The organism is Paenibacillus lentimorbus NRRL B-30488 (genome assembly GCF_000411595.1).
Lineage (GTDB): Bacteria > Bacillota > Bacilli > Bacillales > Bacillaceae > Bacillus > Bacillus velezensis.
Genome location: NZ_ANAT01000019.1, coordinates 44,467 through 64,780, shown reverse-complemented (window position 1 = coordinate 64,780; position 20,314 = coordinate 44,467). Strand labels below are relative to the sequence as shown.

15 protein-coding genes, 1 other RNA gene and 6 pseudogenes are annotated in these 20,314 nt (G+C 45.2%); 15 read left to right on the top strand and 7 right to left on the bottom strand.

Features of this window, described 5'->3' with window-relative positions; translation table 11 throughout:
• Positions 1-166 precede the first annotated feature (166 nt).
• From sucA to D368_RS11300, 3 genes and pseudogenes are all read left to right on the top strand, one after another.
• The gene (sucA, locus tag D368_RS11310) at positions 167-3,001 is read left to right on the top strand and encodes a 2-oxoglutarate dehydrogenase E1 component (RefSeq protein ID WP_015388115.1); all 2,835 of its coding nucleotides are present in this window, start codon (positions 167-169) and stop codon (positions 2,999-3,001) included.
• Between the two features lie 15 nt (positions 3,002-3,016).
• Positions 3,017-4,264, top strand: coding sequence for a 2-oxoglutarate dehydrogenase complex dihydrolipoyllysine-residue succinyltransferase (gene odhB, locus D368_RS11305; protein WP_003153764.1), 1,248 nt, complete (start codon positions 3,017-3,019; stop codon positions 4,262-4,264).
• A gap of 73 nt (positions 4,265-4,337) precedes the next feature.
• Positions 4,338-5,083: pseudogene (locus D368_RS11300) on the top strand (MBL fold metallo-hydrolase).
• Between the two features lie 27 nt (positions 5,084-5,110).
• Here D368_RS11300 and D368_RS11295 read toward each other — a convergent pair.
• A pseudogene (locus tag D368_RS11295) lies at positions 5,111-6,072 on the bottom strand (bile acid:sodium symporter family transporter).
• 208 nt (positions 6,073-6,280) lie between these two features.
• On the opposite strand from D368_RS11295, the gene D368_RS11290 reads away from it, so the two are divergent.
• The gene (locus D368_RS11290; RefSeq protein ID WP_128574807.1) at positions 6,281-7,660 is read left to right on the top strand and encodes a sodium-dependent transporter; all 1,380 of its coding nucleotides are present in this window, start codon (positions 6,281-6,283) and stop codon (positions 7,658-7,660) included.
• Here the strand turns inward: D368_RS11290 and D368_RS11285 are convergent.
• The 3 genes and pseudogenes from D368_RS11285 to D368_RS11275 all read right to left on the bottom strand — a co-directional run bounded on the left by D368_RS11285 (position 7,657) and on the right by D368_RS11275 (position 11,966).
• Positions 7,657-8,503: pseudogene (locus tag D368_RS11285) on the bottom strand (superoxide dismutase). The gene D368_RS11290 and the pseudogene D368_RS11285 sit on opposite strands and share 4 nt — an antisense overlap.
• A complete protein-coding gene (locus D368_RS11280) occupies positions 8,500-10,383 on the bottom strand; it encodes a terpene cyclase/mutase family protein (RefSeq protein ID WP_128574806.1) in 1,884 nt (627 codons plus the stop codon). Before D368_RS11280 ends, D368_RS11285 begins: the two are co-directional and overlap by 4 nt.
• Before the next feature lie 96 nt (positions 10,384-10,479).
• Positions 10,480-11,966, bottom strand: a pseudogene (locus D368_RS11275) (aldehyde dehydrogenase family protein).
• A 183-nt stretch (positions 11,967-12,149) separates the two neighbouring features.
• On the opposite strand from D368_RS11275, the gene D368_RS11270 reads away from it, so the two are divergent.
• From D368_RS11270 to D368_RS11260, 3 genes are all read left to right on the top strand, one after another.
• Positions 12,150-12,353, top strand: coding sequence for a DUF6501 family protein (locus tag D368_RS11270; protein WP_003153779.1), 204 nt, complete (start codon positions 12,150-12,152; stop codon positions 12,351-12,353).
• Between the two features lie 65 nt (positions 12,354-12,418).
• Positions 12,419-12,559, top strand: a complete 141-nt coding sequence (locus tag D368_RS11265; RefSeq protein ID WP_003153781.1) for a DUF4025 domain-containing protein — start codon at positions 12,419-12,421, stop codon at positions 12,557-12,559.
• Between the two features lie 293 nt (positions 12,560-12,852).
• Positions 12,853-13,197 (top strand): PH domain-containing protein, encoded by a 345-nt coding sequence (locus tag D368_RS11260; RefSeq protein WP_003153783.1) that lies wholly within the window; start codon positions 12,853-12,855, stop codon positions 13,195-13,197.
• A gap of 44 nt (positions 13,198-13,241) precedes the next feature.
• On the opposite strand, the gene D368_RS11255 is transcribed toward D368_RS11260, so the two are convergent.
• Both D368_RS11255 and D368_RS11250 read right to left on the bottom strand, forming a co-directional pair.
• Positions 13,242-13,475, bottom strand: a complete 234-nt coding sequence (locus tag D368_RS11255) for a hypothetical protein (RefSeq protein WP_031379035.1) — start codon at positions 13,473-13,475, stop codon at positions 13,242-13,244.
• Complete coding sequence (locus D368_RS11250) at positions 13,472-13,744, bottom strand: hypothetical protein (RefSeq protein ID WP_014418114.1); 273 nt, start codon at positions 13,742-13,744, stop codon at positions 13,472-13,474. Before D368_RS11250 ends, D368_RS11255 begins: the two co-directional genes overlap by 4 nt.
• A gap of 70 nt (positions 13,745-13,814) precedes the next feature.
• On the opposite strand from D368_RS11250, the pseudogene D368_RS11245 reads away from it, so the two are divergent.
• Positions 13,815-14,295, top strand: a pseudogene (locus D368_RS11245) (Hsp20/alpha crystallin family protein).
• Here D368_RS11245 and D368_RS11240 read toward each other — a convergent pair.
• On the bottom strand, positions 14,282-14,515 hold the full coding sequence (locus tag D368_RS11240) for a hypothetical protein (protein ID WP_060562870.1): 234 nt from the start codon (positions 14,513-14,515) through the stop codon (positions 14,282-14,284). The pseudogene D368_RS11245 and the gene D368_RS11240 sit on opposite strands and share 14 nt — an antisense overlap.
• Positions 14,516-14,607: 92 nt before the next feature.
• On the opposite strand from D368_RS11240, the gene gerPC reads away from it, so the two are divergent.
• From gerPC to D368_RS11205, 7 genes and pseudogenes are all read left to right on the top strand, one after another.
• On the top strand, positions 14,608-14,988 hold the full coding sequence (gerPC, locus tag D368_RS11235) for a spore germination protein GerPC (protein ID WP_031379037.1): 381 nt from the start codon (positions 14,608-14,610) through the stop codon (positions 14,986-14,988).
• An 83-nt stretch (positions 14,989-15,071) separates the two neighbouring features.
• Positions 15,072-15,563 carry a TraR/DksA family transcriptional regulator gene (locus D368_RS11230; protein ID WP_003153790.1) on the top strand — a complete coding sequence of 164 codons (492 nt, stop codon included), beginning with the start codon at positions 15,072-15,074 and terminating at the stop codon, positions 15,561-15,563.
• A gap of 144 nt (positions 15,564-15,707) precedes the next feature.
• Positions 15,708-16,334 carry an FMN-dependent NADH-azoreductase gene (locus D368_RS11225; RefSeq protein WP_128574805.1) on the top strand — a complete coding sequence of 209 codons (627 nt, stop codon included), beginning with the start codon at positions 15,708-15,710 and terminating at the stop codon, positions 16,332-16,334.
• A gap of 214 nt (positions 16,335-16,548) precedes the next feature.
• Positions 16,549-16,734, top strand: a non-coding RNA gene (ssrS, locus tag D368_RS11220) — 6S RNA.
• 107 nt (positions 16,735-16,841) lie between these two features.
• The gene (recQ, locus tag D368_RS11215; RefSeq protein WP_070081962.1) at positions 16,842-18,620 is read left to right on the top strand and encodes a DNA helicase RecQ; all 1,779 of its coding nucleotides are present in this window, start codon (positions 16,842-16,844) and stop codon (positions 18,618-18,620) included.
• Between the two features lie 235 nt (positions 18,621-18,855).
• On the top strand, positions 18,856-19,728 hold the full coding sequence (locus tag D368_RS11210; RefSeq protein WP_071391733.1) for a LysM peptidoglycan-binding and 3D domain-containing protein: 873 nt from the start codon (positions 18,856-18,858) through the stop codon (positions 19,726-19,728).
• A 161-nt stretch (positions 19,729-19,889) separates the two neighbouring features.
• Positions 19,890-20,266, top strand: a pseudogene (locus D368_RS11205) (hypothetical protein); the annotation flags it as partial.
• Between the last annotated feature and the right edge of the window lie 48 nt (positions 20,267-20,314).

The window sequence follows — 20,314 nt, the reverse complement described above, 5'->3', positions numbered from 1 at the left end:
TCTGTTTTTTACTATTTTGTGAACAATCAAGGTAGAATCCAAACGTAATCAGTGGTAAAATATCCTTGGAAGCGTTTTTATTACATAATTTTGGGCACAGCGTTCAAAAGTTATTTCAAGATAGTGAATTGATCACTTGATTATCTAGGTTGGGGGTAATATTCAAATGTTTCAAAATAATATGAAACAAAGAATGAATTGGGAAGATTTTTACGGACCGAACCTCGGCTACGCACTGGAGCTGTACGACCAATATGCTGAAGATCCAGACAGCATTGATCCGGATCTGAAAGACATGTTTGACGAACTAGGCGCTCCGCCAAGCCAAATAAAAGAGGCATCGGAAACAAAGGAACAGGGACGCGTCACCGCAGATCTGATTCAAAAGATCGCAGCAGCAGTTAAACTTGCAGAAGATATTCGAACCTATGGCCATCTGAACGCTTCCGTCAATCCGCTCAGAAAGGATCCGAAAAAGAGCGAGCTCTTTCCGTTATCCGAGTACGGGCTTACAGAAGAAGAAATGAAAGCAATACCCGCGTCTGTCATCTGTAAAGACGCACCTGCCAATATAACAAACGGCTTAGAAGCCATCCAGCATTTACGCAATACCTATAAAAGAACCATCTCTTTCGAGTTTGACCATGTGCATGATTTCGAAGAGCGCGCATGGATTACAAAAATGGTCGAGTCCGGAGAACTGTTCCGGAAAAATTCACCGGAAAAACTGTCAGCCGTTTTAGAAAGACTGACGGAAGTAGAAGGATTTGAACAATTTTTACACCGGACATTCGTCGGTCAGAAGCGTTTCTCAATTGAGGGATTAGACGCGCTTGTGCCGGTTCTTGACGACATTATCGCCCAGTCTGTGAAAGCGGGCACAACCAATGTCAATATCGGGATGGCGCACAGAGGCCGTTTAAATGTGCTTGCGCATGTGCTCGGCAAACCGTATGAAATTATTTTCTCAGAATTCCAGCACGCGCCGAATAAAGACCTTGTGCCGTCTGAAGGATCGACCGGCATCAGCTACGGCTGGACGGGCGATGTAAAATATCACCTCGGTGCAGACAGACAGCTTCAGGATGCTGAAACCAAAAGCGCGCGGATTACGCTTGCAAATAACCCGAGCCACTTGGAATTCATCAATCCGATTGTTGAAGGAAGCACGCGGGCGGCACAGGAAACAAGAACGCAAAAGGGGTACCCGGTTCAAGATGAAACAAAATCGCTCGCCATTTTAATTCACGGTGACGCAGCGTTCCCGGGAGAAGGCATTGTCGCCGAGACGCTGAACTTAAGCTCTCTGAAAGGCTATCAGGTCGGCGGGGCTATTCATATCATCGCCAATAATATGATCGGCTTTACAACTGAAAGCGATGAATCACGATCAACGAAATATGCCAGTGATTTGGCGAAGGGCTATGAAATTCCGATCGTTCACGTCAACGCGGATGATCCGGAAGCATGCCTGTCAGCCGTTAAATTTGCGGTTGAATACCGGAAGCGGTTCAATAAAGATTTCTTAATCGATTTAATCGGGTACAGACGATACGGCCACAATGAAATGGATGAGCCGTCAACGACACAGCCGATGCTGTATGATGCCGTCAGAAAACACCCGACTGTCAAGCGGATCTTTGCGGAAAAACTCGTAAGTGAAGGACTGATCAGCGAGGAAAAAGCGCAAAACATCGAAATGGCAGTGACAAAACGAATTGAAGACGCCTATAAAAAGGTGCCCGCCAAAAAAGAAGACGCCGTACGGGAAATTGAATTGCCGGAACCGGTGTCCAACGGTTTTCCAGACGTTGACACAGCCATTGATTTTGATGTTCTCCGCAAGCTGAACGGCGAACTTATCAACTGGCCGGAATCCTTTAACGTGTTCGGCAAGCTGAAAAGAATCCTGGAAAGACGTGCAAAAGCGTTTGATGATGACCGTAAAGTTGAATGGTCATTGGCTGAATCGCTTGCGTTTGCTTCCATTTTGAAAGACGGCACGCCGATCCGGCTGACCGGACAGGATTCAGAGCGCGGAACGTTCGCTCAAAGAAACCTTGTGCTGCATGACAGCGAAACAGGAGAAGAATTTGTTGCTCTCCATCACTTAGACGACTGCGCTTCTTCATTTACGGTGCATAACAGCCCGCTCTCTGAAGGATCGGTTCTCGGCTTTGAATATGGATACAACGTGTATTCGCCTGAAACGCTTGTGTTGTGGGAGGCGCAGTACGGAGACTTTGCCAATGCGGCTCAAGTCTATTTTGATCAATTCATATCTGCAGGACGGGCAAAATGGGGACAAAAATCAGGGCTGGTCATGCTGCTGCCTCACGGTTACGAAGGGCAGGGCCCTGAACACTCCAGCGGCCGCGTCGAGCGGTTCCTGCAGCTGGCGGCGGAAAACAACTGGACGGTGGCCAACCTGACAAGTGCGGCTCAGTATTTCCACATTTTAAGAAGACAAGCGAAAATGCTGCTTCGTGAGGAAATCCGTCCGCTTGTGATCATGACGCCGAAGAGCCTGCTGCGCAACCCGAATACGGTATCTGAAGTGCAGGAACTGAGCGAAAGCCGATTCAAACCTGTCTATGAGCAGTCCGGTCTTTCCCATGCTTACGAAAAAGTGACTCGCGTCGTATTATCAAGCGGAAAAGTGTCAATTGATATCAGCGATCACTTCAACAAAATGGAAGGCGATAAGGATTGGCTTCATATTGCCAGAATCGAACAGCTGTATCCGTTCCCGGCAAAAGATACGAAGGAGCTTTTCGCCAAACTGCCGAACCTGCAAGAGATCGTTTGGGTTCAGGAAGAGCCGCAGAACATGGGGGCATGGAGTTATATCAGCCCGTATCTGACGGAAATTGCGCCAAAAGGAGTAAATGTCCAATACATCGGCCGAAGAAGACGATCCAGTCCCGCAGAAGGAGATCCGACAGTCCACAAAAAAGAACAGGAACGCATTGTATCTGATAGCTTGACTCGCAAAAACTAAGGGGGAAATGTAAAAATGGCGGAAATTAAGGTACCTGAATTAGCAGAATCAATCTCAGAAGGAACGATAGCCCAATGGTTAAAGCAGCCCGGTGATTATGTAGAACAGGGTGAGTACTTGCTTGAACTGGAGACGGACAAAGTAAATGTTGAATTGACAGCAGAAGAATCGGGTGTTCTAAAAGAGGTATTGAAAGATTCGGGTGATACCGTCCAAGTAGGAGAAATTATCGGTACCATTACAGAAGGCGCTGGCGAAAGTTCTGCACCCGCCCCTTCAGAAAGTGCTCCAGCCAATGAACAAACAAAAGAGGAAGCAAAAGCTGAACCTGCTGCACAAGAAGTCAGCCAGGAAGCACAATCAGAAGCGAAATCCAGAACGGTAGCGTCTCCGGCTGCACGCAAGCTGGCAAGGGAAAAAGGAATTGATCTATCACAAATTCCGACGGGGGACCCGCTTGGCCGCGTGCGCAAACAAGATGTGGAAGCTTATGAAAAACCGGCTTCAAAACCTGCGGCACAGCCGAAACAGCAGGCTCAAAAAACACAGCAAAGCTTTGACAAACCTGTCGAAGTGCAAAAAATGTCCCGCCGCAGACAGACGATCGCGAAACGATTGGTTGAAGTGCAGCAGACTTCTGCGATGCTGACAACATTTAACGAAGTTGATATGACGGCTGTTATGAATCTAAGAAAACGCCGTAAAGACCAATTCCTTGAGCAAAACGATGTAAAACTCGGTTTCATGTCGTTCTTTACAAAAGCCGTCGTGGCTGCTTTGAAAAAATTCCCGCTCCTTAACGCTGAAATTCAAGGCGATGAGCTGATCGTGAAAAAATTCTATGACATCGGTATCGCTGTCGCGGCTGAAGAAGGGCTTGTTGTCCCAGTCGTGCGTGACGCTGACCGCCTGACGTTTGCCGGCATTGAAAGAGAGATCGGCGAACTTGCGAAGAAAGCGCGAAACAATAAATTAACATTAGGTGAGCTGCAAGGAGGCTCCTTCACGATCACAAACGGAGGTACATTCGGATCGCTTATGTCAACACCGATCCTAAACAGCCCTCAGGTCGGGATCTTAGGTATGCACAAAATTCAGCTGCGCCCAGTAGCAATTGATGCGGAGCGCTCTGAAAACCGTCCGATGATGTACATCGCTTTATCATATGATCACAGAATTGTAGATGGTAAAGAAGCGGTCGGGTTCCTTGTCACCATTAAAAACCTGCTTGAAGATCCGGAACAGCTGCTGCTGGAAGGATAATTTGAGACAGACAAAAAGTACACTGCCCTTACAAGCAGTGTACTTTTTTTATTGAGCGAAGGGGAGAATTTATATGAAAAGCTGTTATCCGCTTGAGATCGAATTTGAATATAATGAAGAATTGCATTCAATCACTCCGGTTCTTCTGCAAGACGAACATGACACGATATTAATAGACTGCGGATATCCCGGTTTTACAAACCATCTTCAACACGCTGCTGCCCGGCATGGTATGTCGCTTCATTCATTGACAAAAATCATTGTAACGCATCACGACATAGACCATATCGGCTCACTCGCTGCATTACACCGTTTGCACCCGGATATCAGCGTGACAGTACATGAGCGTGAAGCGCCGTATATTGACGGCTCTAAAAAATCTTTACGGCTTGAGCAGGCTGAATCAACGTTTAGTTCATTGCCAGAGGATGCAAAGCCTTATGCAAAACAGTTCATCCGCTCGCTTCAATCAGTCGAATCGGCCCCAGTTCACCGGACAGTTACTGACGGTGAGCTGCTGCCTTGGTGCGGAGGCATTCGGATTGTAGCCACGCCGGGTCATACACCCGGACATATCAGTCTTTATCTGCCTGCCGAAAAAACAATGGTCACAGGTGATGCGGTCGTCATTGAAGACGGAAAGCTGAACCTTGCTAATCCTGGCTATACGTTACATATGGATGATGCGGTCCGTTCTGTGCAGCGGCTGCTCGATTACGATATCCGCCAATTGATTTGTTATCATGGAGGTTTATTTCAGGGGGATGTAAAAAAGCGCTTTTGCGCCTGTTTCGTGATCTGCAGAATAAACAAGGATAGGAGCTGCAGCAGCCTATCCTTGTTCAGTTATGAAAACGGAATCTTTGCCGTTTCTTCTTCGGCGCTGTTTTTCTCTTTTTTCTTAGACCAGTAGGTGGCAAGAACAGACCCCGACAGATTGTGCCATATGCTGAAAATTGCGCTCGGCACGGCTGACAAAGGGGAGAAATGCGCTGTCGCAAGTGCTGCGCCCAGTCCGGAGTTTTGCATCCCGACTTCTATCGCAATCGCTTTTTGTGAAGCATAATCCATTCTGAACAGCTTTGCAGTCAGGAATCCTAACAAATATCCGATTCCGTTATGTAAGATGACGACAGACACAATCAGCAGTCCGGATTGAAGCAGATGCTCACGATTTACACTGACGACAGAGGATACAATCGCTACGATGCCGATTACCGATACGAGAGGAAGCGCGTGCACGGCTTGTCCGACCTGTTTTTGAAGAACAGCTTCATAATCACCCCGAGGACGATCGGCAAAAGCACGGCTTGCATAATGGAAACAAACAGTGAACCGAAAGAAACGGGAAGCCACTCTTTCGCAAACAGCATAATAAGTGCCGGCGTTACAATAGGAGCAAGCAATGTTGAGATCGTGGTGACCGCAACAGAAAGTGCCGTATTGCCTTTCGCCAAAAACGTCATGACATTTGATGCCGTACCGCCCGGACAGCATCCGACCAGAATGACGCCCGCGGCGATTTCTGCGGGGAGGCGGAGCCCGATTGATAAACAGAAAGCCGTAAGCGGCATAATCGTAAACTGGGCAGCGACCCCGATCACGACATGCCAAGGCTTTCTGATTAATTCTTTAAAATCGTCTGCTTGAAGAGTAAGCCCCATCCCAAACATAATAATACCAAGGAAAATCGTCATATAAGAACTGATCCAAGTAAACAAATCAGGGCAGGCGAATCCCAAACCGGCAAAGACGATAACCCACAAGCCAAAGGTTTGGCCCGCAAACCCGCTTATTTTTTCAGCCATTCCATAAACACAGCTCCTTTTATATCCAATCAATCAGTCAGAAAATATGACTGACTTTTCTGTACTCCATTATAAATAATATTCTGAATAATTCAATATTAAATATTAGTTTTCGATAAAATTATTATGTAAACTAATATCATCTTGACTATTCAGACATATATTCTTACAATTGATTTTTATACTGAAATGAATTGGGAGTGCTGAAGTGAAAGAAGCTAATCAATGGTCATCTAAGCTGGGATTTATTTTAGCTACGGCCGGCTCTGCAATCGGGCTCGGCGCAATATGGAAGTTCCCTTACGTAGCGGGAACCAGCGGAGGCGGCGCTTTTCTGCTTGTTTTTATTTTATTTACTGTTTTAATCGGACTGCCGCTTTTGCTTGCTGAATTTATTATCGGCAGAAAAACACAAAAAAACGCCGTTGAATCCTATAAGGCGCTGGCGCCGGGGAAAAAGTGGCACTGGATCGGATATCTCGGAATCATTACGTGTTTTATTCTATTATCCTTCTACAGCGTAGTGGGGGGATGGATATTAATCTACATTATAAAAGGCTTTACAGGCGGTTTATCGCTTTCTTCGGGATTTGATACGTTATTTATCGATACCATTTCCAACCCTTATGCAGCGGTTTTCGGTCAGCTGCTGTTTATCGTGCTGACGATTTTAGTTGTGGCAAAAGGGGTGAGCAGCGGCATCGAAAAGGTAAGCCAGGTGCTGATGCCGGCTCTGTTTATTCTGTTTATTCTTTTAATGATCCGCTCCGTTACGCTGCATGATGCAGCGAAGGGATTAAAATTTTTCTTCATGCCTGATTTTGGCGCGATGGATGCCAATACCATTTTATATGCGATGGGTCAATCATTTTTCTCGTTAAGCGTCGGAGTGTCCGTAATGGTTACATACAGCGCATATTTAGAAAAAGAAGAAAATATTGTTCAATCCGCCGTATCGGTGACGGTATTAAATGTCCTTGTTGCCGTGATGGCGGGAGTGGCGATTTTTCCGGCGGTGTTTGCATTCGGCCTCAAGCCGGACCAAGGTCCGCAGCTTTTATTTAACGTGCTGCCGACCGTCTTTAACCAAATGCCGTTGGGCATCGTGTTTTTACTCGCCTTTTTGCTGCTGTTTTTATTTGCGACGCTGACATCGGCTTTTTCAATGCTTGAAATTTTAGTTGCTGTTTTGTCAAAAGGCGATTCGGCAAAACGGAAGCGGTATGCATGGATCGGGGGACTTGCTATATTTATTGTCGGGGTTCCTTCGGCGCTGTCGTACGGAATTTTGAGTGATGTTTCTATTTTTCACCGCAGTATTTTTGACGCTGCGGATTTTCTGGTCAGCAATGTCTTAATGCCGCTGGGCGCGCTTTTAATTGCCGTTTTCGTACCGCTGAAAATTCCGAAACAGGCGCTGTTTGATGAACTGAAAAGCGGTTCAGGCATTAAACGGAAATGGTTTGCAGTCTGGCTTTTGTTAATCCGTTATGTGTCTCCTGTAGCCATTATTATCGTTTTTCTGCACGTGCTCGGTATTTTTAAATCAAAAGAAGCAAGCCCCCGTTCAAAACGGGGGCTTTTTTAATAAAGCGGCCACATCACGCGGTGCGCTTGTTCGAACCGTTTCTCCGCCTCCCGCCAGTCAACGACATTCCACCATTGATCCACGTAAGCCGCGCGGTCGTTTTTATATTGTAAATAATAAGCGTGTTCCCACACATCCAGCGGAAGCAAAGGAATGACGTCCCACTGGCTGTAGAGCTGATGCTTCTCAGCGGCCAAAATCTCCAGCCGCCCGGCGCGCGGCGCCCAGACTAGGATAGCCCAGCCGACTCCTTCGACTTTTTTTCGCCGCTTGAGAAAATTGCTCTTTAAAAGCAGAATAGCTTCCGAATGACACATCAATCATTTGAAAGAGCGCACCCGTCGGCCGTCTTTTTCCGTTTGGATTCATGGAAAACCAGAAAATACTGTGCAAATAATGGCCGGCACCGTGAAACGCCAATTGCCGCTCCCAATGCGCCACTAAGTCGTACTGTTTCGTTTGTCTCGCTTTTTTGAGCTCCAGTTCTGCTTTATTCAGACCGTCAACATAGCTCTGATGGTGTTTTGTATGGTGGAGTTTCATAATCTCTCTTGAAATATAAGGTTCCAGTGCGGAATAACTGTATGGCAGTTTAGGGAGGACATGCTTGCCGATCGGCACATAGGCTCTGCTCTCATCCGGCTCATCCGGTTCGGTAATGTCCCGGTAAAGTGCTGATGCCTGTTCGTACCATTCCGCCTCCGTTAATCCATCATCCTGAAGGGTGTGAAAAATCCGGTCGATTTGTGCCGCGAAGCGATCGAACCGACCTTGCTGTATGACTTGTTCCTTCAAGGTTTCACACCAATTCAGCATTTCGGTTTGATAAGCGTGCCGTTTCATTTTTCTTCCTCCTTTTCACTCACTTTCATAAAAGTGCTGAGCGCAAGCAAAGAAAACACATACGGGTAGCTGTGATACCTGATGTAAAACTGTTTCGGCAGGCCGATTCCGGTCGGATAGCTGAAAGCGTCTCCTTCGTAATGCCGGTTTTCAATAAGAAAGGATATGCCTTTTGTGACGGCTTGATGATGAGGTTTTTCGTATTGCAGCAAAGCTTCGGCCGCCCAAGCTGTCTGTACAAGCGTCCCGTAAGAAAGCGGAACATAGGTTTTGACTTCTGCGCTTTTACAGGATTCTCCCCAGCTTCCGTCCTCGTTTTGAATGGACTTCAGCCAGCGGATCGCTTTTTTCACGGCCGGGTGGTTTTGGCTCACGCCGCAAGCCTTCATCCCTGTCAGCGCTGCCCATGTGCCGTAAATATAGCAGACACCCCATCTGCCGTACCACGATCCGTCCTCTTCTTGATGGCGGATCAGCCATTGGACGGCCTTTTCAATCTGAGGGTGATCAGAAGAAAGCCCCGCTTCTCCTAAACAGTGCAGCACCCGTCCGGTTAAGTCGCTTGTTGAAGGATCGATGGCAGCTTCCTCAGCCGATTCCAGCGGCAGCAGGCGGACCAGCGGATGATTGACATTTTTCTCAAAAGCAGAGAAGCCGCCGTCACTGTTTTGCATGGACAAAAGCCAGCTCAGTCCGCGTTCCCATGAGGCGGGATAACGTTTTCGCGGAATAGCTTTGAGCACTGCGGCTGTGTCATCACAATCAGGATTATTTGTATTAATGTTTGAAAAACCCCATCCTCCCGGTTCAGCATGCGGGTTGTGAACGGCCCAATCAGCGACTTTCGTCTGCTGCCGTTCACGCAGAAACCGGGCGGCGCCGGTTATCATTTGATCGTTATCTGAGATGCCGCTTTTCATAAGCGCATAGCTGAGAAGCGCCGTATCCCAAACGGTCGACGTTGAGTTTTCCAGGTACGGTATATCGCCGCAAGACGTGAGCAAAGCTTTCGTGCCGGCAAGCGCTTTTCTGATAACGGGGGAGTGGCGCGATACACCGAGTGCGAGCAGGCCGTACACCATAAAAATAGTGGCACTCGCATAGCTGTATAATGTGCCGTCTTCTTCAATCCGGTCAAGCATATACGTTTTGGCCGTACGCAGACCGAGCTGGTGAAAAGCGGCAGGAATCTGCAAAAGCCGCTTCCAGTGCGCGAAAAGAGAAGAGAGATCTCTGTTCTCATCCTGATCGGAACGAAGCCATGTAAACGGATTTTTAGTCATATGCCGATCTAAATGCGCGAGAGACGGAACGTTGGGATTTTCCAGCGAAAATCTTTTGTTAAGCGTCACGGCCATCGGTACAAAATGAATACGAGCGTATGTACTGAACTGGTAAAAATGCAGCGGGAAGGATGGGGGAATGACTAAGAAAGATAATGGCAGATGCAGCGCGGGCCATGGATATAGGCCGTTTGCCGCAAGCATCCACTTTGTCATGAAGTGTACGTTGCGCAAGCCGCCATTTGAGATGATAAAGCGTTCGGCCTGAATCATATGCGCCTCAGAACGGCTATATAAACCGGAAGCCAGCAAGCCGGCATAGCCCTGTACAGTAGCGGTCACATTTCCTTTCCGGTCATCAGGATAGTTGGCAAAAGTTCCGTCCGGTCGCTGTTTGGCGCGAATGCCTTCTGCAAGCTCAGCGATCAGTTCTTTATCATTGTCTCCAAGAGAAGTGAGAAGGAGGATCAGAAAGGCGTTTGTCAAAATCGGTCCTTCAAAACAAAATGACCATGAGCCGTCCGCATTTTGCGTTTCTCTTAATAGGGAGATGGTTTTCTTTTGGCGGCTTCTGACGTTTTCATGAATTGTGCTCACACTCGCTCAACTCCTTCAGAAGCATATATATTCATATGTAAAAGGCGGCATGACAAAAGAAAGAAACTGCTGACAGGCAGCAGTTTCTTGTTTGATTTAATCTTCCAGGTTGATCCAGACACTTTTCACTTCTGTATAATTATTCAGCGCGTAAGAGCCCATTTCCCGCCCGAGGCCGGATTGCTTATAGCCGCCGAAAGGAGATGCCGCATCGAAAACATTGTAGCAGTTGACCCAAACGGTGCCGGCTTGGAGACGGTCAGCAATGTAGTGGGCGTTTTTCACATTTTCAGTCCAAAGTCCGGCTGCAAGGCCGTATTCCGAGCCGTTCGCCCGCTCAATGACTTCATCAACCGTATCATACGGAATGGCGGCTAAGACTGGGCCGAAAATTTCTTCTTTTGCGATGGTCATGCTGTCATCCACATCCGCAAATACAGTCGGGGAGACAAAATACCCTTCTTCAAACGGGCAGCTGCCGCCCGCGACAGCTTTGGCTCCTTCCGCTTTTCCTTTTTCAATATATGAAAGCACGCGCTCATGCTGTTCCTGACTGACGAGCGGGCCGATTTGTGTATCTTGGTGAAGGCCGGCGCCTTGCTGAAGCGATTTCGCATATGAAACCATTTCGCTGACGACCTCATCATATTTGTCTTTGTGAATGAAGACCCGGGAGCCTGCGCAGCATACCTGCCCCTGATTAAACATGACCCCGTTTAAAGCGCCCGGAATGGCTTTCTTCAAATTGGCGTCAGGCAAAATGATGTTAGGTGACTTTCCGCCAAGCTCCAGTGTCACGCGTTTAATTTTTTTGCGGCTTTTTCCATGATTTTTTTGCCGATTTCTGTAGAACCGGTAAAAGCGAGTTTATCGACATCGTCATGGTTGGTCAGCGCTTCCCCGGCCGTCTCGCCGAACCCTGGGACAATATTGATGACGCCGTCAGGAAAGCCCGCCTGATCTATTAATTCCGCTAAATAGAGGGCGGTCAGCGGTGTCTGCTCCGCCGGTTTCAAAACGATTGTGCAGCCTGTGGCAAGGGCGGCGCCCATTTTCCACATCGCCATAAGGAGCGGGAAGTTCCAAGGGATGATCTGCCCCACGACGCCGACAGGCTCATGGCGGGTGTAATTAAAATATGAGCCGGCGACCGGAATTGTTTGTCCGGTTATCTTTGTAGACCACCCGGCATAATAACGCATATGCTCAATTGCGAGCGGGATATCCCCATTTGTTGTTTCATTAATCGGTTTTCCGTTATCAAGTGTTTCAAGCTGCGCGAGTTCCGTTTTGTGCTCTTCCATTAAATCGGCAAGCTTATACATCAGCCTGCTTCTGGAAGCGGCCGGCATAGTGCGCCATTCGCCGTGATCAAAGGCTTTGCGTGCCGCTTTCACTGCACTGTCAATGTCTTCTGTCTGTGCCTCGTAAAGCGTCATCAGCGTTTCTCCGGTTGCCGGATTCGGTGTGACAAATGTTGATCCTGAAGCGCTCGGAACAAATTTTCCGTCAATATAAAGTTTCTTCGTACCCTGTAAAAATGTTTCCAGCCTTTTTGTGATCTGCATCGTTAAAGAACTCATTCGTAACAAACCTCCCGAAATTTTTTTATGGTCTGTTTTGAGCATCTTGATGTCCGCGCAAAGTAAGCGCATACAGTCATTCTATAATAACACCCTCGGTAAAATCAATCGATAACCGTTATTGCAATTCACAAGAAAAAACGGCTACAATAAGCTTATCGATTAAGAAAAGGAGTTTTATAAATGATTCATAATAATTGGCAGACAAAAGAAAGTGTCAAAAAGGTCAAATGCGTACATACAGATGCGAAAAAATACATTGTCAAAAATGTGCTGACGCCGGGTAAAGAGTATGAAGTCAAAAATGAAACAGAAGAATTCATTTTTGTTGCAGACAATACAAACAAAGTCGGAGGCTTCTACAAAGAGTATTTTGAAGAAGTTTAAAGCTGAATGAATCCATTTTGCCTGAGCCATACTAAAAAAGACTACATATAAAGGGTGGCTGCAAAATGAAAAAAACAGAGCAAGACAAACAAAATAAAACATCAGATCAGCTTCAGCAAGTGCAACCTGAAGAAGGCACCGACACGACGATGGAACAAATATCAGATACCTATAAAGAAGGAACAATTGAAGATACGGATCGTTGATGTTTTGTTGAAACCGCGGCATTGGAGAAGCCGCGGTTTTTTATGGGGAAAATAAAAAACTGACTTTTCGAAAAAAATACTGTTTTCTTGAAACCTTTTCTTCCGTTGAACCGTATTACTTCATAACAGCGGCACCTTTCGCGAAGGGCTTTTTTGATGAACGTTCTAAAAATGTAATCTGTTCGTAATGGTTTAAATGCCGTCTATGTCGTATTCTTATATAGGGATAAAGAACTTATTTTTTTATGATTGTAATAAAACAATAGTATAGAAGCAGAAAGTGGGGTTCTTCATTGGGAATTTTTTCTGTCAGCAGATCAACCGACACAAAAAAGCTGGAGGCTTTGCTCGTTGAGGGAGAACGGATCGAAACGATTTATAAACTGCGGGTTGACCAAATATGCTTTACGAATAAACGAGTGATTTTCTTTGATAATAAAATGTTCTCCAAAAAGAAAGTGCGCGTATTTCTTCCATATAAAACAATTGAAAGCTTCGCCATTCAAGAAGCGGGGATGTTTGATCCCGATACCGGGCTTGTATTAATGACAAGGGGAAAAACTTTCGAATTGGAATTTGCAAAAGAAACGGACTTGACTGAGGTTCAAGCCATCTTAACAAAATACTTATGCAGTTAAATATCACATAAAAGCCATCCGAATGCATGCGGATGGCCTTTTTATTATATAATGCTTGTTTTTCCGGAGTTCGAATCAATGAGATCCGAATCAGCGATAGAACTGATGGGGATATAAATCGGCGCCAAATCACCATTTTCTTCACCGAATCCGTAGTTGATCTTATTGGATAAAAAATAATCGATCTGCTGATACGGCCCGATCGTAATGGAAGAACCGCGGTCGACCGCATTTACTTTAAAGCCTCCTACATTTACCAAAACCGGCGAAAACATCATAATGGGCCTCCTTTTCCGGCAGGGATTTTATCGCATGCAGACTCAAAGGCAGACGGAGAATCAATTTGATCCCGGTCATCCACTTTGCCGTTCGTGCCGATGAAGCCGCTTGCATCTCCGAAGTTCTGTCCGTATCCCTGATTCTTTTTATCAGAATTCTGCCATTCCGCCAGTAAATTTTGTCCGACATTCACCGCTGAAGCATTTTCAAAGGAATTAATTTTCAACATGAAAATATTAATATTGATATATGGAGTTGGTTGAACCACAGGCAAACCTCCTTTAATACAGGTGTATGCCGGCTGTTATGACCGTATGCTTAGACAGGGGGCGTTAAAAATGGATTTCGATAAGATGAAGCAATGGATGGAAATGGCGCAAAACATGTCCGGCGGCGACTTTTGGAAAAACGTTTTTGATGATGAACAACTGAAATCATTTCAAAACGGCCATTCTCATTTTCCCTTTCAACAGGGAGATGGGCAAATGAGAAGAAATGAGGATGCTTTTCCTCTTATAGATATTGTGGAAACCCATGATGAGCTCCAATTTTTGCTGTATCTGCCCGGCTACCGGAAACAAGATGTTCAGCTTTTGTCCTATGGAGAATATATTGTCGTAAAAGGCACGAGAAAATCCTTTTTCAATGAACAGGATTTTAAACAGAAGACCGGAAAATACGGCGATTTTGAAAAAACTCGATCTTCCGCATTCCGCTCATGGTACGAAGGGAATGCATGCGGTATTCAAAGACGGGATTTTATATATATCGATTGCTAAACATCTGGGGGATGCAAGCCAGATCATTATCGAAGGCTGATCTTGTTCGCTGTGCCATCTATCAGATCTGAATCATCGATACTCATGATAGGGATGACGGCAACGGTGCAATCACCGTTTTGTTCACCGTACCCTTCATTTCTTTTATTGGCTGCTGTGTTTCTCACCATAACGGAAGAGCCGGTGTTAAAAGCCGCTCCGCCGCTGATTCCGTTCATTTTTATATACTCAAAGTTGATAACGGATGGAAAAAACATCATGATTCGCCTCCTTTTTGTATATCATGTTTATATATTCGCAATGCGGGACGCATAGAACTTTCCAAGAGTGACGGGGAAAGAAGTGATTTTCTTTGAAAAAAATAATGAAAGAGATTTTCAAAAAAGTGTGTGAAGATGAATTAGACCGGCTTAAGAAAGTGGAACAACAGCTTGATGACCTTCAGGATAAGTGTCATTTTGAGCCGCAAACGGTTGAAGGGGAAAAAACATATGTCCATATTGAGCACGTCAAAGTGGACAAGATTGAATACAATATTGATTTTGAACAGCTGAGTATAGAAGAGCTGAGCGGTATGCTGAATATCGGCGCCACTTACCATACACCGGCGCACAGGCTCAAACAAGCCTGCGCTGAAGAAAGTCGGGACAACCCGCAAAATGATGCTGCAAAAGAAAAAAGACAGACAAAGCAGCAGACACCCAATGTCACCATCAGGGGGAGAAAGCATTGACCCCCATTGTTTCATCCTCCTTTTTCGAGGGTATGTATTAACAGATGCAGCGAAGAATACAGACGAAAAAGGAGATGATGAATATGTCATTATCAAAAGAACAGCAGGACAGCCTTTATCATAAATTAATCGATTTAAAGGAAAGTCTTCAGGGAGAATCAAAAGAAAATCATTCAATGAGCGAAGACACAGGAGAATTGTCGAACGGAGTAGATAATCACTTAGCTGATCACGGAAGCATTTATTTGGACAGGGTCACGAATCAGACGCTGGACGGTGTCGATCAGAATCTTTTAGATGAGGTGAACGCCGCGCTTGAACGAATGGATAAAGGAACATACGGGATTTGCGAGAAAACGGGAAAAGAAATTCCCTATGAAAGACTTGAAGCCGTACCGTACGCCAGAATGACCGTCGAAGCGCAGCGAGAAACAGAAGGGGATGTGAAAACAGACGCTCCGTCATATGAAAGGGAATTTCACGAGCAGGTGAAAGACCTCTCAAATAAAGAAACCGTTGATCAAAAAAGCTCACAAACTTACGAAATCCTGGATCGCGAGCAGGATTCACAATAATAGCAACAGGTACATTCGTATGTACCTGTTTTTTTATTCCATAAAAAATCTCAGAATCGAAATAAAATCATTGACTTTATATAAAAAAGAAAGTAACATACTATTTGTAAGTAAATATTAAAAGATTACCGGGAGGAATTTAGAATGTCTCAAGTATTATTTGTAAAATCAAGTGACCGTACGGCTGAAGAAGGCGTGTCCGTAAAATTATACGAAGCGTTTCTGGCTGCTTATAAAGAAAACAATCCGAATGATGAAGTGATCGAACTTGATCTTCATAAAGAAAACCTTCCTTACCTCGGAAGAGATATGATTAATGGAACATTCAAAGCTTCAAAAGGAATTGATATGACAGACGAAGAGAAAAAACAAGCGTCAACTGCTGACATTTACTTAAATCAATTCGTCAAAGCTGACAAAGTCGTGTTTGCATTCCCGCTTTGGAACTTCACAGTGCCTGCTGTGCTTCATACTTATGTTGATTACCTGTCTCGCGCAGGGGTTACTTTCACATACACGCCTGAAGGCCCTAAAGGTCTGATGGGAGATAAAAAAGTAGCGCTCTTAAACGCACGCGGCGGCGTATATTCTGAAGGACCGATGGCATCTCTTGAAATGTCATTAAACTTCATGAAAACCGTTCTCGGTTTCTGGGGTGTCCAAGATCTTCACACTGTTGTCGTTGAAGGCCATAATGCTGCACCGGATAACGCTCAAGCGATCATTGAAAAAGGACTGCAAGAAGCGAAAGATCTGGCTGCAAAATTCTAATTGCCATAACTCTTGCGCCCCTACAGGGTGTGAGAGTTTTTTCTATTATAGAAGAAACTGGCGGAAGCTTTCGATCTGATCTTATATTGATATATTGATATTTTGTCGAAAAAACAATTTTTATGTAGAATAAAGCATTTTTTACAAAGAAAAAAGGTTTTCTGTAAAAGAATTAACCCTCTTGCCAAAATACGACTGATGGTGTAGGATATAAGAGAAGCTACATTGTTCGTATTGTTAATTAAGTTTTAACCTTTAAGCTGTAATAGGGAGTTTTATATCGAAGCCGGAATGTCATGCCTCCATTGCAGAGGACGACAGGAACGCTTCTGCAAACACCCACTTTGAGGAGTGGTGGTTTAAAACTTTCTTACTTGCGTACGGCATACGTAGCGAAAGCCATTTCCCTTGCGGAGATGGCTTTTTATTTTGAATTGCCCTTGAGCAGCGTATTTTATCATTATGATAAAATAAAAGAATCAAAGACAAAGTGAGGTTTTACAACATATGCTGGATAAAGCCCAATCCCTTCTGGCGCATTATTTTGGCTACGACAGTCTTCGCGCGGGCCAAAAGCAGGCGATACAATCAGTTGCAGAGGAGAGAAAAAACACGGTCTGCATTATGCCGACGGGGGGCGGAAAATCAATCTGCTATCAGATTCCCGCACTGCTGTTTGAAGGAACCACAATCGTTATTTCCCCTCTTATTTCTTTAATGAAAGATCAAGTGGACGCGCTTGAAGAAGCGGGTGTCGCGGCAGCTTATATTAACAGCACCCAGACAAGCCGTGACATTCATGAGCGCCTGACCGGTTTGAAACAAGGGGCTTACCGGCTCTTTTACATCACACCGGAGCGTTTGACTTCTTCTGAATTCATTCACATCCTGCAGAATATTACGGTTCCTCTTGTCGCCATTGACGAAGCTCACTGTATATCGCAATGGGGACATGATTTCAGGCCGAGTTACCGGAATATCGAAATCCTTTTTAATGAATTAAAAGAACCGCCCGTCATCATCGCCTTAACGGCGACGGCTACGCCTGAGGTTCATGATGACATCTGTAAGCAGCTTCATATTAAGAAAGAACAAACTGTATATACCGGTTTTGCCAGAGAGAATTTAACGTTTAAAGTAGTAAAGGGCGAAAACAAAGACCGGTTTATCGAGCGGTACCTCGAAAAAAATAAACACGAAGCCGGCATTATATATACAGCGACAAGAAAAGAAACCGACCGTTTATATGAGAAATTAAAACGCAGCGGCATCAATGCCGGCCGTTATCACGGCGGATTGGCGGATGATGACAGAAAAGACCAGCAGGAGCGGTTTCTTAACGATCAGATACAAGTGATGGTAGCTACGTCCGCTTTCGGAATGGGAATCGATAAGAGCAACATCAGGTTTGTTTTACACGCGCAGATCCCGAAAGATATGGAGAGCTATTACCAGGAAGCCGGACGGGCCGGGCGCGACGGCCTTAACAGCGAGTGTGTGCTCTTGTTTTCGCCGCAGGATATTATGGTGCAGCGTTTTTTAATAGACCAATCGGCCGCCGGAGAAGAAAAACAAAAGCAGGATCTCAAAAAACTGAGACAGATGGTGGATTACTGTCATACGGAAGATTGCCTGCAGCGGTTTATTCTGAAGTATTTCGGCGAGAATGAGGCGGAAGCTTGCGAAGCATGCGGCAATTGCACTGATACAAGGACCGCCCATGACGTAACAAAAGAAGCGCAGATGGTATTGTCATGCATCATCAGAATGAATGAGCGCTTCGGAAAAACGATGGTGGCGCAGGTGCTTAGCGGGTCTAAAAATAAAAAAGTGCTGGAAAACGGCTTCAGCAGCCTGTCCACTTACGGCATTATGAAGCATCAATCCGCAGCGGAAATCAGTGATTTTATCGAATTCCTTATTTCAGATGAATATATCAGAATGGCGGACGGCACATTTCCGACGCTTATGGTCACCCAAAAAGGCAGGGACGTTCTGCTTGGAAAAAGCGCAGTCGCGAGAAAAGAAGCCTTACAGGCCGCCGCCGTTACCGAAAATGATGAATTATTTGAGCTTCTCCGGCGTCTCCGCAAAGAGATTGCAGCTGAACAGGGTGTGCCTCCATTTGTCGTGTTCTCAGATCAGACGTTAAAAGAAATGTCGGCGAAACTTCCGAAAACAGATCAGGATCTTCTTTCCGTAAAAGGGGTCGGGGAACAAAAAAGATTGAAATACGGAGCGGTTTTTTTAGAAGAAATCCGAAATTATGTAAGAGAAACAGAGTGAAAAAAAGTTTTTTTAGAAATTTGCACATTGTGTTTTTCATAGGCGCCGGAAAAATCAGAAGCTTGAAAACCCTTGCTGTATCAAGGTTTCAGCAAGACTTACCAAGCGAGAGAAATGTTTCATGTAAAGGAACTGTAATCTAATTCAAATCGTTTTGTTATTGAACTGACATTTTCATATGTTACGATATCACCTGTTAGCCGCCAATAAAAAGCTAACAAGGGAGGATTTACTTATGAAGAAGACGATTATGTCCTTTGTCGCAGTTGCAGCAATTTCAACAACTGCATTTGGAGCTCACGCTTCTGCTAAAGAAATCACGGTGCAAAAGGGTGACACGCTCTGGGGGATCTCGCAAAAAAACGGAGTGAACCTAAAGGACTTAAAAGAATGGAATCAGTTATCTTCTGATTTAATTATTGAAGGAGAGAAACTGACTATTTCTTCAGTAGAAACAACCACATCTGGGCAGTACACAGTGAAGCAGGGCGACAGCCTCTGGAAAATTGCTCAGAAATTCGGAACATCAGTCGGCAATCTGAAAAGCTTGAATAACTTGCAATCAGATATAATTTACGCAGGCACAACGTTAAATGTGAAAGGTCAGGCTCAGGCTGTACAGCCGGCTCAAGAAGCCAGCCAGCCGCAAACTGAACAAAAACCAGCTGCTGAGACAGAACAGCCGAAACAAGAAGCTGTCAAAAAAGAGCAGCCTAAACAAGAACCTGTTCAAGAACAACAACAACCTAAACAAGAAGCGAAGGCTGTCGAAGCAAAACAGCAGCCTGTTCAATCAAATACAAACCAACAAGAGCCTAAAAAGCAGCTGACAATGACTGCAACTGCTTACTCTGCTAACGACGGCGGCATTTCCGGTGTAACGGCAACCGGTGTTGACTTAAACAAAAACCCTGATGCAAAAGTCATCGCGGTAGACCCTAGTGTCATTCCGCTTGGCTCTAAGGTTTATGTTGAAGGTTACGGAGTGGCAACAGCAGCAGATACAGGCGGCGCAATTAAAGGAAATAAAATTGACGTATTTGTTGCAAAGAAAAGTGACGCTAACAACTGGGGCGTCAGAACAGTAAATGTTAAAGTATTAGACTAGTTTCATATAGAGATGAAGAACACAAGGCGAAATGCTTTGTGTTCTTTTTTCTTCCCTTTTTTGACTGTATATAATCGTTATATGCGGAAAAAGAAAAAGCGTTTCTCTAATATAATAAGGAATGGATGTGAAAACGGAATCTGAAGGGATGTATGAATCTGATGGAGCCGGAATTTATATGTTTATGGAATGCCTTCACAGAATCACCGGTGTTTCAAGCAGGTATATGCACCGCTTTTGCCATGGTGCTCGTAATCGGACTGTCTATGCCTGCTGTCAGGCTGTTTCAGGCGCTTGACAGAGGGAGAGGAAGGCCAGCCGTTATTGAAAAGGTGAGACGTACTGGCGTGATGAAGAATGGAAGGCACGAGCTTGTACTTATTTTAAACGTAAAAACCAAGACGGAACGCATGATAAACGTGAACTGACACACGCCGTATATAATGAAGAGATCAGCCGTTTTTATGAAGGAGCTTCCGTATGGGTGACGGCAGCGGCTGGCGGACGAATTATGATCGCTCCGCGCACGCTGCGGCACATAAGGCGTCAAAATAAAAAGACGGGGCGGTTTTCCCGTCTTTATGTA